Origin of the sequence: Marinomonas sp. UCMA 3892, from assembly GCF_012726345.1 — a bacterium.
Lineage (GTDB): Bacteria > Pseudomonadota > Gammaproteobacteria > Pseudomonadales > Marinomonadaceae > Marinomonas.
The window spans coordinates 28,232-42,779 of the sequence record NZ_PTXN01000017.1; the positions used below are offsets into that span (position 1 = coordinate 28,232).

At 43.4% G+C, this 14,548-nt stretch carries 13 protein-coding genes; 5 read left to right on the forward strand and 8 right to left on the reverse strand.

Annotation, left to right across the window (positions count from 1 at the left end):
* Nucleotides 1–19: 19 nt before the first annotated feature.
* The 6 genes from aroQ to B6N13_RS19520 all read right to left on the reverse strand — a co-directional run bounded on the left by aroQ (nt 20) and on the right by B6N13_RS19520 (nt 4,766).
* Nucleotides 20–472, reverse strand: coding sequence for a type II 3-dehydroquinate dehydratase (gene aroQ, locus B6N13_RS19495; RefSeq protein WP_169460334.1), 453 nt, complete (start codon nt 470–472; stop codon nt 20–22).
* Nucleotides 473–527: 55 nt separating this feature from the next.
* Nucleotides 528–1,460 carry an AEC family transporter gene (locus tag B6N13_RS19500; protein WP_169460335.1) on the reverse strand — a complete coding sequence of 311 codons (933 nt, stop codon included), beginning with the start codon at nt 1,458–1,460 and terminating at the stop codon, nt 528–530.
* An 89-nt stretch (nt 1,461–1,549) separates the two neighbouring features.
* Nucleotides 1,550–2,257, reverse strand: coding sequence for a GntR family transcriptional regulator (locus B6N13_RS19505; RefSeq protein WP_169460336.1), 708 nt, complete (start codon nt 2,255–2,257; stop codon nt 1,550–1,552).
* Nucleotides 2,258–2,421: 164 nt separating this feature from the next.
* Nucleotides 2,422–3,291, reverse strand: coding sequence for a shikimate dehydrogenase (locus B6N13_RS19510; RefSeq protein WP_169460337.1), 870 nt, complete (start codon nt 3,289–3,291; stop codon nt 2,422–2,424).
* Between the two features lie 279 nt (nt 3,292–3,570).
* Nucleotides 3,571–4,419 (reverse strand): class III extradiol dioxygenase family protein, encoded by an 849-nt coding sequence (locus B6N13_RS19515; RefSeq protein WP_012071582.1) that lies wholly within the window; start codon nt 4,417–4,419, stop codon nt 3,571–3,573.
* Nucleotides 4,419–4,766: a protocatechuate 4,5-dioxygenase subunit alpha gene (locus B6N13_RS19520; RefSeq protein ID WP_012071583.1), complete on the reverse strand. Its 348-nt coding sequence runs from the start codon at nt 4,764–4,766 to the stop codon at nt 4,419–4,421. Before B6N13_RS19520 ends, B6N13_RS19515 begins: the two co-directional genes overlap by 1 nt.
* Nucleotides 4,767–5,021: 255 nt before the next feature.
* On the opposite strand from B6N13_RS19520, the gene B6N13_RS19525 reads away from it, so the two are divergent.
* The 3 genes from B6N13_RS19525 to B6N13_RS19535 all read left to right on the forward strand — a co-directional run bounded on the left by B6N13_RS19525 (nt 5,022) and on the right by B6N13_RS19535 (nt 8,443).
* Nucleotides 5,022–6,236 (forward strand): LysR family transcriptional regulator, encoded by a 1,215-nt coding sequence (locus B6N13_RS19525; protein ID WP_169460338.1) that lies wholly within the window; start codon nt 5,022–5,024, stop codon nt 6,234–6,236.
* A gap of 151 nt (nt 6,237–6,387) precedes the next feature.
* Entirely contained in the window at nt 6,388–7,335 is a 948-nt protein-coding gene (locus B6N13_RS19530; protein WP_012071585.1) for a Gfo/Idh/MocA family oxidoreductase, read from the forward strand.
* A gap of 127 nt (nt 7,336–7,462) precedes the next feature.
* A complete protein-coding gene (locus tag B6N13_RS19535) occupies nt 7,463–8,443 on the forward strand; it encodes an aldo/keto reductase (RefSeq protein WP_012071586.1) in 981 nt (326 codons plus the stop codon).
* 109 nt (nt 8,444–8,552) lie between these two features.
* On the opposite strand, the gene oadA is transcribed toward B6N13_RS19535, so the two are convergent.
* Together oadA and B6N13_RS19545 are read right to left on the reverse strand one after the other, a co-directional pair.
* Nucleotides 8,553–10,361 (reverse strand): sodium-extruding oxaloacetate decarboxylase subunit alpha, encoded by a 1,809-nt coding sequence (gene oadA, locus B6N13_RS19540; RefSeq protein WP_169460339.1) that lies wholly within the window; start codon nt 10,359–10,361, stop codon nt 8,553–8,555.
* A gap of 18 nt (nt 10,362–10,379) precedes the next feature.
* Complete coding sequence (locus B6N13_RS19545; protein WP_169460340.1) at nt 10,380–11,795, reverse strand: acetyl-CoA carboxylase biotin carboxylase subunit; 1,416 nt, start codon at nt 11,793–11,795, stop codon at nt 10,380–10,382.
* 186 nt (nt 11,796–11,981) lie between these two features.
* Here B6N13_RS19545 and B6N13_RS19550 point away from each other — a divergent pair, with 186 nt between their 5' ends.
* Together B6N13_RS19550 and B6N13_RS23605 are read left to right on the forward strand one after the other, a co-directional pair.
* Nucleotides 11,982–12,932 (forward strand): LysR family transcriptional regulator, encoded by a 951-nt coding sequence (locus B6N13_RS19550; protein WP_012071589.1) that lies wholly within the window; start codon nt 11,982–11,984, stop codon nt 12,930–12,932.
* 276 nt (nt 12,933–13,208) lie between these two features.
* Nucleotides 13,209–14,513, forward strand: a complete 1,305-nt coding sequence (locus B6N13_RS23605) for a PAS domain-containing methyl-accepting chemotaxis protein (protein WP_012071590.1) — start codon at nt 13,209–13,211, stop codon at nt 14,511–14,513.
* Nucleotides 14,514–14,548: the final 35 nt, after the last annotated feature.

The following is a 14,548-nucleotide window of genomic DNA, read 5'->3' on the forward strand; positions in this document are numbered from 1 at the left end:
CTGAATACAAAAGCTATTATCACGCTTTAAGCTTATGCACTAAGCCCTGAATACCCAATACATACCCTTGTATACCCATTCCAACGACAATTCCTGCCGCTGCTGGAGATATATAAGAATGATGACGGAAAGCTTCACGAGCGTGTACGTTAGAGATGTGGACTTCAATCACAGGTACTTCAGCACCTTTTATTGCATCGTGAAGAGCAACAGATGTGTGAGTATAAGCACCTGGATTGAATACTACGCCCAATACTTCGCCCGCTTTAATACGGCGACCTGCTTCATGAATTAGATCAATCAATACACCTTCATGGTTAGATTGATGGCATTCCACCTCATGGCCTAATGACAATGCCGCTTCGCGACACATAACTTCCACATCAGCTAGAGTGTCATAACCATAAGTTGCTGGCTCACGAGTACCCAATAAATTTAAATTTGGACCGTTCAATACCATGATGGTAGACATAATAATTTCTCCTATAAATCAGCGTAAATATTCAATCAATCGCATTGCTATATTTTCATACAAAAAAGTGTAGTAAGACACTCAAGGTAAAAAATGACAACACGGTAGTAATTAGCAAAGTACTAGCACAAAAACTGCGCGATCCATATTCCCCACATACAATGGGATAAGAACTGAACATAGATACCGAGGCAAAAATAACCACTGCAATTTTTAATTCGTTTGGCATAGTGGGTGTAAGTAACAAGAGCAAGGTGACAATCAGTGGAAATAAGACCAGTTTGCCAATCGCCACCAGCAATATGGGAGCCCATTGACCTTTAATCGTCACACCCACCAAAGACCCGCCAATAACAATCAAGGCCACTGATGAGGCCGCTGCTGCCAGTAAATCAAACCCTTTACCTATAAAGCTCGGCAAGTTCAATTCAAAAACAGAAAATACCAGCCCTGCGGCCAAGGCAATTAATAACGGATTCGTTGAGATACGCTTCAGAACAACCATAAATAGGCTTTTCCCACTACTCTCGCTCTTACCCAACACAGTTTCGATAAAAATTAAGCAAACTGGCAATAAAATGATATTTTCGACCATCAATGACATCACAAAGGCTTGTGTCAAAGGGTAATCAAAAAACTGTAATAACACAGGAAAGCCAATAAAAGCGCTGTTTGACATGGTCGCCCCAACGCCTCTCACGCCAGCATCCACCAAACCACTTTTAAGTAATCGCCAGCTCAGTAACACAATAATAAAAAAGGTGGCTAAACCACTCGCTGCATACACGGCAAGATAGTCAAACTGTAGGACTTCTTTTAGCTCCATGCTGGAAAGCTTGATAAAAATCAAAGCAGGCAAAGCTAGGTATAAAACAAAACGGCTTAACCCAGGTATCGCTGCTTGAGGAAGGAAAGAGTATCGAATGCTGAGAAAGCCAATAAGGATCAGAAAAAAGATCGGGGCTATGATGCTAATTACAGCTTCCATGTCATCATTTCCTCGTTGTTACATGCATTAGATTGACCTTGAGTCTCTGTATTTTTCATTAGTTAGAATATCCTTACGAAGGATGAGTATTAGGCGATGGCTTTAGATTTCATTTCTAATGATGTTTTCTCAGGGTCCGGTAAAAACAAGCCTTTTTGAATATGCGAGTCCAAAATAGCTAATACAAACTCGGTTTCATCATCAAGAAGGTGTTTAAGCAATTTTTGGTGCTCTTCTACAGAGGCCTGTCCGCGAAATGGTCGACGATGCAACGCCAACACCTGATAACGCATGTAAAGCTCAATCACCGAAGCATGATAGCGAATCAGCTGCTGAGAACCACAATGAGACACCATGGTCACATGAAAATCTCGGTCTGCTTTTTCCCACGCCTGAACATGGCTGCCTTCATCTTCCATCATCAGCTTTTCAACACAATTCAAGCGAAAATGCGCGCTTATCAAAGCTGACTTCCACTCCATTTGACCCGCTTTATTTTCCATGGATTTACGCACAGCCGACAACTCTAACATCTGTCGAAGCTCTAATAATTCACGCAAATCTGCGGTAGAAACAGGTTTTACCGAAAAGCCTTTTTGATCAACAAACAGCACAAAACCGTCTGATACTAAGCGCATCAAAGTTTCACGCAAGGTATTCACACTAGCACTGTAACGGATTCGTAGAGCGTTTAATTTAAGCTTTTCACCGGGTAAAAGCTTTCCTGTCACAATATCAGAACGCAGTTGTTCATAGACGGATTGCCCAACCAATTTACGGTCATCGGAGTTAATCATATAAAATTCAAAGGGCCTTTTATTTTTTTTGTAAGACCTCTGCACTATATCATGAGCAAAGATATCTTAGTTGCTGAGCCCCATAGAATAAATGACTAAAAGACACCATTTAGCGTCTTCTTTTCATCATTTATCCTATGAATTTATTTAGTTACCAACAATCTCTAGATCAACGAACTGACGACATTGTATTTTTCACGGAACTGGTCCCAAACAGGTTTCACATCCGTTATTTCCTGTCCTGTGAAAATTTCGAAGGCATCGATGCCTTGATAAAAGAACAAATCAAAGCCTGACACAATTTGCAGACCTTTTTTATTAGCTTCCACTAAGAATTCAGTATCCATTGGGGTGTAAACCGCATCAAATGCCCATTTTTGTCCTTGAATCAGCTCCGCAGCCAATGGCATGCCTGGACTTTTCAAATGACCTACAGGTGTACAGTTTACCAATCCATCGACTTCTGCGGCGGCTTCTGCAATGTCTTCTTTGGCAACAACACGCGCCTTGTAGCCGGCTTCATTAATAGCATCAACCAAAGACTGTGCGCTACGTTCGCTCAAATCGGTGACTAATACTTCTGTCGCCCCCACTTCAAACAAGGCAAATCCAATCGCTCGCCCCACCCCACCAGCACCAATCATCAGCACTTTACCCGCTGGCACGTTTCCAGCGAGGGAATGTCCCACTCGACCTTTATAACCGCGAATAAAACCAGTGTAATCCGTATTAAAAGCACACACTTTGCCGTCTTTTAGCAGCAAAGTATTACTCGCACCGACTTTCTTCACCGCGTCGTTTACTTCGTCTGCGCTGTCGATGGCGATTTGTTTATAAGGAAAAGTAACATTAGTACCGACAAAACCTAAGGCACGAATTTCAGCAAGCTTGGCGTTAAAGGATTCCGCCGTATCATCTTCTGGCACTTGCAACTGATAATCCACTGGCAACTGCTTTAGTTCACCCAACATCATGTGTAAAGAAGGAGATCGAGAAGCGGCAATAGCCTGACCAATTAGACCTATATGTAACATTGTAATTGCCTCCAACGTATTCCAAAAAAGAATGTCATAACGTTAATAATTGAGAATTAGAAGATAAAAAGCGCTGCCGCTAACAGCATGTCAATACATTATTAAAAAGGCTTTCTTGAGTGAATACCCTTGTTCAGTGTTGCGTCAGCAGCAAAGGTCACTGATACAAAAACGCTTCTTTTATCAAAGATAGAAGAAGCGTATACCAAAACTCACGTTTTGTTGTATGACAATTTGACATGTATTTTGAATGAAAAAATTATATCAGCATTGCTAGACCTAAACAGCGTCGCTTGTCGCCAATAATTGCAACCCAGCCCCCGTATTTGAAATCGGCAAATGATAACTACGATGCAGTTCGGTTAACATCCCCTGTAATGCGCCACGCATCGCTAACCACATATTCAACTCAACACCTTGAGAGCCTGCTTGTTCTACCAAGTCAAAATTAGTGAGTTTGGTAAGCGCTTCCGGTTCATTCACAATTTTATCCATGCAATATAAATCGAATGGTTTATTAATGAAGCCCGCGCGCTGTCCATCTAGCTGATGAGACAAACCACCAGTTCCAAACACCACAACTTTCTGATTACCAGAGTAAGAACGAATAGCATCACCAATCGCCTTACCAAAATCAAAACATCGACTGGGCTTTGGCATAGGATGACGTTCACAGTTGATCGCAATTGGAATCACTTTAATATGACCGTATCTATGACCAGGCCACATGAGCGTCAGAGGTACTGTCAATCCATGGTCCACTTTCATTTCTTGGCAAACGGTTATATCAAACTCGTGCTCAATTAATTGATTAACGATATGCCAAGACAACTCAGTTTCCCCAGTTACTGGTGGAATTTCAGCAATTCCCCAACCTTCGTCGGCATTCTCATACTGAGCAGCAGCACCAATAGCAAAAGTCGGTTTGCGATCATGAAAAAACTCTAGTCCGTGATCATTATAAAAAATGACGGCGATGTCAGGCTCTTGCTTATACAGCCATTCACGCACTGGTGGATAGGCATCGAAAAAATCTTTCCAATAAGGTGTTTGCTCAAGACCTTTATCCATCGCTACACCAATGGCAGGAATATGTGATGTGGCGATACCGCCCAGTATTTTCGCCATTATTTTTCTCCCTGCTGTACTAAGAACGCTTTAAATTCGTCTGTTGTCATGCCCGTCTGTAAACCACCAACATCTTGTACATTTAATCCCAAGATCCCAGCAAATTTTGCTAGATAATAAATACTTCCACCGGCTTCTAGCATGGCAATGACATCACGATTTTTTACCGCCTGTTTTTGCTCTACAGAAAGTCCAAACTTTTCACAATAATCGTCTTCATTAGCGAGGAATGCTTCTCGCCCATCTGCGTTATTAAAGGAATAACACATTTTATTTAAAGGGTAGCCCTTCGTTGCCATCGGTCCATCAAACATAATATTGCCCGGAATATGACTCACCTGACTCATACTGTTACCTCGCTATAAGATTGTTTATTCAATGGCGTAAACGCCCATTAGGAGCGAGTATAAGAACAAACGAGCTGTACAAACCTTGATCTACATCTATTTTTCACTATTTAAAAAATAGAACGCATTATTTTTATACTTTTTAAATGAGAGGCCATTCTTGGCCATATATAGGAAAAAAGATGCAATTAATCCTTCAATTTGGTTTATTTGATATTCATTTTTGATATAGTTTATAAAAAATAAGGAGGTCTTATGGAGATAGCAATTCCCAACTTACGGCATTTGCGTGTATTTCTCGCGGTCGCAGAGCTAAAAAGCATCACCCGAGCTTCTGAAAATATCTTTTTATCTCAGCCTGCCATCACTCAAGCGATCGCTAAGCTAGAAGGATTATTGGGCGCGTCGCTTTTTGAGCGCCATTCAGATGGTATGTATCCCACTCCATCTGGTGAGGTGTGGCAAAAACGCGTCAGCCGCGCCATCGATCATATTCAAACCGCTACACAAGAAATCGTGAAAGACACGACTCAAAAAGAACGCACGCCTAAAAATCTTATCGCCTTAATTAGCACCACCCAATTAAGAGCTTTAATCGCTGTGAGCGAAGCACAAAACTTCAGCATTGCGAGCCGAAATTTGGCCGTGTCGCAGTCTTCCGTACACCGAGCCGCGCGAGATTTAGAACGTCTGCTCGGCGTTGTATTATTCGAAAAAAACAGCCTTGGAACCAGCGCAACCAAAGCAGCACAAACCTTGGCAAAAGCCACCAAACTGGCTTTCAGTGAATTACGCCAAGGCATTTACGAGATCAACGCTTTACAGTTTAAAGATGTCAGTACCATCACCATAGGCAGCATGCCTTTGGCACGTATGACCATTTTGCCCAAATCAATTTTGCAGTTCAACGAACGTCACCCTGACGTGAATATCAATGTAACCGAAGGTCCGTATGCCGATTTACTTCATCACCTTCGCCAAGGCGACATTGATATTATTTTAGGTGCATTACGTCATCCAACACCGGCTGACGATGTGGTGCAGGAAGAATTATGGGCGCCGCCATTGTCAGTAGTGGCTCGTAAAGATCATCCATTAATGAGCAAACAAAACATCAGCGCACAAGATCTTGCCGAGTTTGCTTGGGTCGTTCCAGCCAAAGGCACACCGACTCGACAAGCTTTCGAAGACATTTTCAAAGACGCTGGTATCGCCTTACCAACACGATTAGTTGAATCCAGTTCACAGATACTTATTCGTGAGCTATTAATCGAAAGCGATCGATTGACACTCATCTCGGCACACCAAGTAGAGCGAGAAATTAATATTGAATTGCTCAATATCATAGACTTTCCGTTGGACCATACACGCCGCCCAATTGGGCTTTGTGTGCGAAAAAGCTGGCTTCCAACCGTCACTCAATCCCACTTTCTTAGCTTATTACGAGATATCTCAGAACGTTTTCGATGAAAACTACAAAAGCCTCATTGCAAAAAATGAATAGCTTATGCGGTTTATGGATTATCCCCATTAGGTGTCGGATGCTAGATTTGTTATCAATATAAGACTCGGGCAATGTTACGCCCTTACAATAAACACTCGCACTTTTAGGAGTAGATTAATGAGAATTTGTATCGCTGGCGCATCTGGCGCTTTCGGCATGAAACACATGGACGCCATCGCGGCGATCGAAGGTGCAGAAGTCGTTTCTGTGGTTGGCACAAAAATCGATGCGATTAAAGCCTTCGCTGAAGAGCGCGGTGTTCCTCACTACACAACCGATCTAGCAGAAAGCCTAGCTCGTGATGATGTTGATGCGGTAATCCTAGCTACTCCGACTCAAATGCATGCTGCGCAAACTATCCAATGTCTTGAAGCCGGCAAACATGTTATGTCTGAAATCCCAATGGCAGACAACATTGAAGACGCTCGCAAAGTGGTTGAAGTACAAAAGAAAACTGGCCTGGTTGCCATGGCGGGACACACCCGTCGTTTTAACCCTTCGCACCAGTGGATTCATAACAAGATAATGGCTGGCGAATTAAACGTTCAACAAATGGACGTACAAACCTACTTTTTCCGCCGTTCAAACAAAAACGCCCTTGGCCAAGCGCGCTCTTGGACTGACCATCTACTATGGCATCATGCTTGTCATACAGTTGACTTGTTCCAATACCAAACTGGAGAAACAGCAAGCAAGGTTCAAGCACTTCAAGGTCCAATCCATCCAGAACTTGGCATTGCTATGGACATGAGCATTGGTATGAAAGTGCCAAACGGGGCAATTTGCACTCTATCTCTGTCATTCAACAACGACGGCCCATTCGGCACTTTCTTCCGTTACATCTGTGATAATGGCACCTATATCGCACGTTACGACGATCTATTTGACGGTAGCGAAAACAAGATTGACCTATCTGGCGTAGCGGTTTCAAATAACGGCATCGAACTACAAGACAGAGAATTCATTGCAGCGATTCAAGAAGGTCGTGCGCCCAATGCCTGTGTGACACAGGCAATCGAAGCGATGGAAACCTTGCATCGCTTAGAAGAATGCTTAGAAGCATAGAAACAGTGAAAAGCTCAATAAAGTAAGATACAAACAGGGAGCCTAGGCTCCCTGTTTTCGTTACACTGTTTTGCAATAGCAGTAGCGCAGTAAAACATAGCAAAGCAAACTAACAAGGACCCTTTTTATGTCAAAACATCCGCATTTAGCTAATCCAAACATCGGCCTTGGCTGCATGAATTTATCCCATGCTTACGGTTCACCTGTTGCAGAAGAGCAAGGCATCAAAGCACTTCATCAAGCCTTTGAAATGGGCTATCGCCATTTTGATACCGCGACATTATATGGTGGAGGTAACAATGAGCTCTTAGTAGGCAAAGCACTAAAAGATCGCCGAGATGAATTTTTCCTTGCCAGCAAATGCGGTATGGCCATGGTTGACGGCAAAAAAGAGATTAACGGCCGACCTGAAAATATTCGCAAGCAGTGCGAAGACAGCCTAAAACGCCTGCAAACAGACCATATCGATTTGTATTATTTGCATCGCTTGGACTTCAATGTGCCCATCGAAGAAAGCGCAGGCGCTCTGGGCGACCTGGTAAAAGAAGGCAAAATTGGTGCGATCGGTTTATCTGAAGTGTCTGCTGAAACGCTAACTCGTGCCCACAATGAGTTCCCGGTTACCGCGATTCAGTCCGAATATTCTTTATGGACACGCAACCCAGAAATTGCCGTGTTAGAAGCCTGTAGGAAACTCGGCGTTACCTTTGTTGCTTTCAGCCCATTAGCACGCGGATTCTTAACCGGCACATTAAAAGACGTTGCGGATTTAGAAGCTAAAGACATTCGCAACAACATGCCACGCTTTAACGCCGAGCATTATCCTAACAATCTAGCCTTGTTAAACGACTACTTTGCGCTAGCAAAAGACATAGGCTGCACACCATCGCAACTGGCTTTGGCTTGGCTCACCGCCAAAGATAAAAATATTGTCCCTATTCCGGGCACTCGTTCGGTTAATCATATGAGAGACAATTTTGAATCAGCGCAATTAAAGCTGGATGCCAAACAAGTCAGCCTGCTAGACGAGATGATTAATCAAAATAACGTACATGGCACGCGCTATACCGCTGCACAACAAGCTGAGATAGATACCGAAGAGTTTTAAACACGTTTTAATACCATAGTTAAATAAAAAATCCCTCTTTGTGGCTATTCTATAAAGAATAACAAGGCAGAGAGGGATTTTTCATATCTAGAGACGAACAGCTATTAAATTAGCCAATCTCAATCAATAGCTCTCCCGGTGTGACTCGGTCGCCTTTCTTAACGAAAACCCCTTTTACCGTACCCGCCACGTTGGCATGCACTTCAGTTTCCATCTTCATCGCTTCCGTAACGAGTACAGCTTGACCCGCTGTTACCGTGTCGCCTTCTTTGACCAAGACATCAATGATATTACCTGGCATTGCCGCACTAACATGACCTGGCTCAGTCGCACGAGAACGGCCCGTACCACCTTCGGCAACGTATTCATTCAAAGATTCGAATACCACTTCTTCTGGCATACCGTCCAAAGACAAGTACAGCTTACGCTTGCCAACACCAAAATCACCTACACCAGTAATTTCGACATTATAGACTTCACCATGTACGTCAATCTTGAACTCGGTAGCCAAGCCTCCTGCGGCTGCACCTTGACCCGCTTGCTCAGGAGGTAGCAAAACTTCTGGCGTCAAAGTACCATCGGCACGTTGCTGTAAAAATTCGCGGCCTAATTCAGGGAACATAGCGAAAGTCAGCACATCTTCTTCTGATTTCGCTAATTCACCGATTTCATTGCGTAATTTATAAAGCTCTGGCGACAACGAATCCGCAGGACGAGCATCATTAACCGCTTCATTACCCACAGCTTTTTTCTGCACATCAGGGTTTACCGCTGCTGGCGGCTGACCGTAACCACCCAATAAATAACGTTTTACTTCATTGGTGATGGTTTTATAACGCTGGCCTGCCAACACATTATAAACCGCCTGCGTACCAACGATTTGCGAGGTAGGCGTTACTAAAGGCGGATAACCAAGATCAGCACGCACACGTGGAATTTCTTCAAATACCTCTCGGATCTTGTCTAACGCATTTTGCTCTTTCAGCTGATTTGCCAAATTCGACATCATGCCGCCCGGCACTTGGTTAACCTGTACCGACACATCTTCACGAGTAAACTCACTTTCGAATTGATGGTATTTTTTACGCACATCTCGAAAGTAATCGGCGATTTCTGACAACAAGGCCAAATCAAGCCCTGTATCATAGTCCGTCTCTTTCAAAGCTGCCACTTGAGTCTCAGTCGCTGGATGGCTAGTGCCACTGGCAAAGGATGATATCGCCGTATCAATACGATCCGCCCCCGCTTCAATAGCTTTCAACTGACACAAAGGTGCCAAACCAGACGTTGAGTGACTATGAACTACCAGTGGCAAATCAACCGCTTCTTTGATGGCTTTAACCAAATCATAAGTCGCATAAGGTGTTAACAATCCCGCCATATCTTTAATGGCAATAGAGTCCGCACCCATGGCTTGCATGGCTTTGGCTTGCTCGACAAACAAGGCTGGCGTATGTACTGGGCTGGTCGTATAACAAATCGTACCTTGCGCATGTTTACCGGCTTTTTTCACCGCTTTCATGGCAGTTTCGATATTGCGAAGATCATTAAGAGCATCGAATACTCGGAACACATCAATGCCATTGTCAGCCGCTTTTTGTACAAAGGCTTCCACCACATCATCGGCATAATGGCGATAACCCAAAAGGTTTTGACCACGCAACAACATTTGCAAACGGGTATTTGGCAAAGCCGCACGAAGCTGACGCAATCGCTCCCAAGGGTCTTCTTTCAAAAAACGTACGCAAGCATCAAAGGTCGCGCCGCCCCACACTTCTAAAGACCAAAAGCCGACTTGATCGAGTTTTTCACAAATAGGTAGCATGTCCTCCGTGCGCATACGAGTAGCAATAAGTGATTGGTGAGCATCACGCAAGGTTACATCTGTCACTTCTATTTTTTGTTTAACTTGACTCATTTTTCTTCCTCCTGCGGATTATCGACCAACATGTGCAGCGATAGCTGCTGCCAGTACGAGTGCTATATCACTTGGATCACGTTTAACGGAATAATTCAGTAACTCAGGATGCGCTGGAACAAACCCAGTATTGAATTCACCCTTAATAAAGTCTGGGTGCTTCAGAATTTGTTGATAATAATTAGCTGTGGTTTTAATACCGTGCAAACGCATATCGTCAATAGCACGACGACCTCGTGCCACCATCTCATCCCAGGTCAGCGCCCACACCACCAACTTCAAACACATGGAATCAAAGTAAGGTGGAATGTCATAACCTGTGTAAATCGCCGTATCGACGCGAACCCCTGGACCACCTGGTGCGTAGTAGTGGGTAATACGCCCAAAACTGGGTAGGAAATCATTCTTCGGATCCTCCGCGTTAATACGGAACTGCATCGCATAACCACGATAACTAATGTCTTCTTGGCGGAAACTAAGCGGTGAACCAGCCGCGATACGAAGCTGTTCACGGACAATATCGACACCCGTGATTTGCTCGGTAATTGTATGCTCGACCTGTACTCGTGTATTCATCTCCATGAAATACACTTCATTGCCAGACAATAAAAACTCCACAGTACCAGCGTTAACGTAATCCACCGCTTTGGCTGCTCGCACCGCAAGATCACAAATATACTGGCGCTGCTCTGGGGTAAGTTGCGGACTTGGCGCAATTTCGATCAATTTTTGATTACGGCGCTGAATCGAACAATCACGCTCATACAAATGAATCGCATTGCTGTGGGAATCCGCCAATATTTGAACTTCAATATGACAAGGGTCGACAATACACTTTTCTAAAAACACTTCCGCTGAACCAAAAGCCTTGGTCGCTTCAGAAATAACACGAGGGTATTGAGAAGTTAATTCTTCCGGGGTGTCACAACGTCGAATACCTCGACCGCCACCGCCAGAAGTTGCCTTGATCATCACTGGATAACCAACCCTCCCTGCTAGAGCAAGCGCCTCTTCAAGGTTGGCTAAATTTCCCTCTGAGCCAGGTGTGATTGGAATACCAGCGGCACGCATACTGTCACGGGCTTGTGTTTTATCCCCCATTTTATGGATGACAGAAGAATGAGGTCCGATAAAAGTCACCCCTTTTTGCTCACACAACTCCGCAAAATGGGCATTTTCAGACAAAAAGCCATAACCAGGATGAATCGCGTCACAACCCGTTTCTATGGCTAAGTTCACTAGACGCAAAGGGTCTAAATAACCGGCAAGTGGATCATCGCCTAACGAGTAAGACTCGTCTGCACGCTTAACGTGCAACGCATATCGATCCGGTTCCGTAAATATCGCAACAGAGCGAATCCCAGCCTCTGAGCAAGCGCGAATGATACGAACCGCAATTTCACCTCGGTTAGCGATCAACACTTTTTTTAACATGAGTCACTCCTTTCTTGTTTGAAGAGATCACTGCACAACGTAGTGAGCACAACTTTTGTACAAATATCTCTGAATATTCAGACTACTCAAAGATCAACCAAAGTAAAAATTGATATTACGACATTTATGTATAAGCTATTCCTGATAGATAAAAGCTGATAGATAAACCAAGGGGAAACAAAAACAATGCCTCAAAGCGTACAAAGTTTAGTGAACCGACTCACATTTAGACAATTACAAGTATTTAAGAGCGTTTATGAATTGAGTAGCTACAGTCGAGCTGGAGATATGCTGGGGTTGAGTCAGCCTGCCGTTAGCAACCAAATACGACAACTTGAACAAGCACTAGAACAACCACTTTTTGAATACGTTGGTCGCCAGCTTTACAGCACAGCGACGGCCAAGCGATTAGCTAAATGCATTCACGCCATGTTTGATGAAATACAACGCTTTCAAGACGACTTATCAGAGGAAACTGGCCTAATATCTGGTGAGTTAACTTTGGTGGCTGTGAGTACGGCGCAATATGTGGTGCCTTACTTACTTCGGGCTTATACCAGCTTGCACCCAAACGTCACGATAAACGTGAAAGTCATGAACCGCGCAGCGGCCATTGAACGACTCAATGAAAACCATGATGAATTAGCGATCATGGGCATGGTACAGAATGATAAACCTATGTTTAGCATACCTTTTTTGAACAATGAGTTAATCGCTGTTGTACCACAAAACCATCCTCTTCTCGCTTTGGAAGACATCTCATTAAGCACCTTTTTAGAACACAACTTACTGCTTCGAGAAGCAGGGTCAGGCAGTCGATTAGCACTAGAACTGCATTGTCAAAAGCAACGTATTCGTCTGCACGCAGAGATGGAAATTGGCTCCAATGACGCGATCAAACATGCCGTTATTGCAGGGCTTGGCGTCGCAGTATTACCCAAACTAGGCATACTCTCTGAGCTTACTCTTGGTACCTTAATCGAAGTACCAATCAAAGATTTCCCCCTTCGCCGATCATGGTGTTTGATCCACCCTCAAGGCCGTCATCCAACTCCGACCATGCGCTCCTTTATTGACTACATTCAACAAAACATTGGTCAGTTTGAAACCATGTTCTCTCGAATGACTGAAAAATAATCTACTCGATACTATTATCGTTAGACAAGAGTAATGCCTTATTTAGCCAGTTCAATCCCCCATCATTTTTTCCTGCAACAAAGCAAACAACCGCTAACAAAGAGTTACTCAAAATAAGTAAACCATTAACAAACATCACACGTATATGACACTTAACACACATTAAATCCAAGCATTGCAGTGTAAAATTCGACCAGTTTTGTAGGAAAACACCTACACAAAACAATGGGGAATGCGACTGTCATACTGACAAAACACCCCTAGCGAGGAACTGTCATGTTTTTTACCAAACAAAAGAAAGCCATCGAAAAAACTCTACCTCAAAGCGAAAACTCTGCTTTCATTACGGCTATGAAGAAATTTTGTGCGTCCATAAGCTTTTTACCAGATGGCACAATACTAGATGCCAATGCACTATTCCTCGATACTGTGGGCTACTCATTAGAAGAAATCCAAGGACAGAAACACGCTCTATTTTGCCCGACTAAAGTCACCTCTAGTCTCGATTACAAACATTTTTGGTCAGATTTAGCAGCTGGACAAAGCAAACAAGGTACGTTTTTACGCAAAAACAAAAACGGCTCGGATATTTGGCTTGAAGCCACTTACTTTCCAGTTGAGATAGATGGGAAAATCGTCAAAGTCATAAAAATTGCTTCCGATGTCACTCGAAACAAAATAATGGCAGACAGTCAAAGTGCAGTCTACAACGCTATAGACAGATCTTCAGCAACCATAGAATTTATGCCTGACGGTACCATTATCACGGCTAATGATAACTTCATTAAAACTATGGGATATCGATCTCAAAAAGACATCATAGGCCAACATCATCGTCAATTTTGCACGCCAGAGTTTTACCAAGAAAACCCTAATTTCTGGGCAGAGCTGGCCCAAGGTGACTTCAAAACTGGACAGTTCAGACGTATAAATAAACAAGGTAAAACGATCTGGCTAGAAGCAAGCTACAACCCAATTTTTGATCAATTTGGCAAAGTAATTAAGATACTCAAGGTCGCGTCAGATATTACCGAACGAGTCAATACGCAGCTAGCCATTCAAAATGCGGCCGAAGTAGCACATTCAACATCTGTAGAAACCGCTAAAGTTTCAGAAAATGGTGCAGATATTTTACGTCGCACCGTTGAGACATCTGACAAAATCGTCGCAGATATTGAAGTATCTACAGATCTTATTGAGCAATTAAATCATCAGTCGGAAAACATAGCCAAGATTGTAACCTCTATTGGATCCATTGCCGATCAAACTAACTTATTGGCACTAAACGCAGCGATAGAAGCTGCTCGTGCAGGAGAAAATGGCCGAGGCTTTGCCGTTGTCGCAGATGAAGTTCGCACTCTCGCCGCCAGAACAAGCAAGTCAACTATCGAAATTGAAGACATGGTAAAACAAAATAGTAATTTAACCCTGCAAGCAAAAAACAGCATGAGCAAAGTAAGTGAACGCTCAAGCGAGAATGCGCAACTGATTAATGAGGCATCAGGCATCATAGATGAAATTCAAAAAGGCGCGAAACACGTATCAAACACAGTGAGCAAATTACTGCATACAGAAAACTAGTTGCCTTTTCTAATCTAAAAGGTAACCAACCGTTA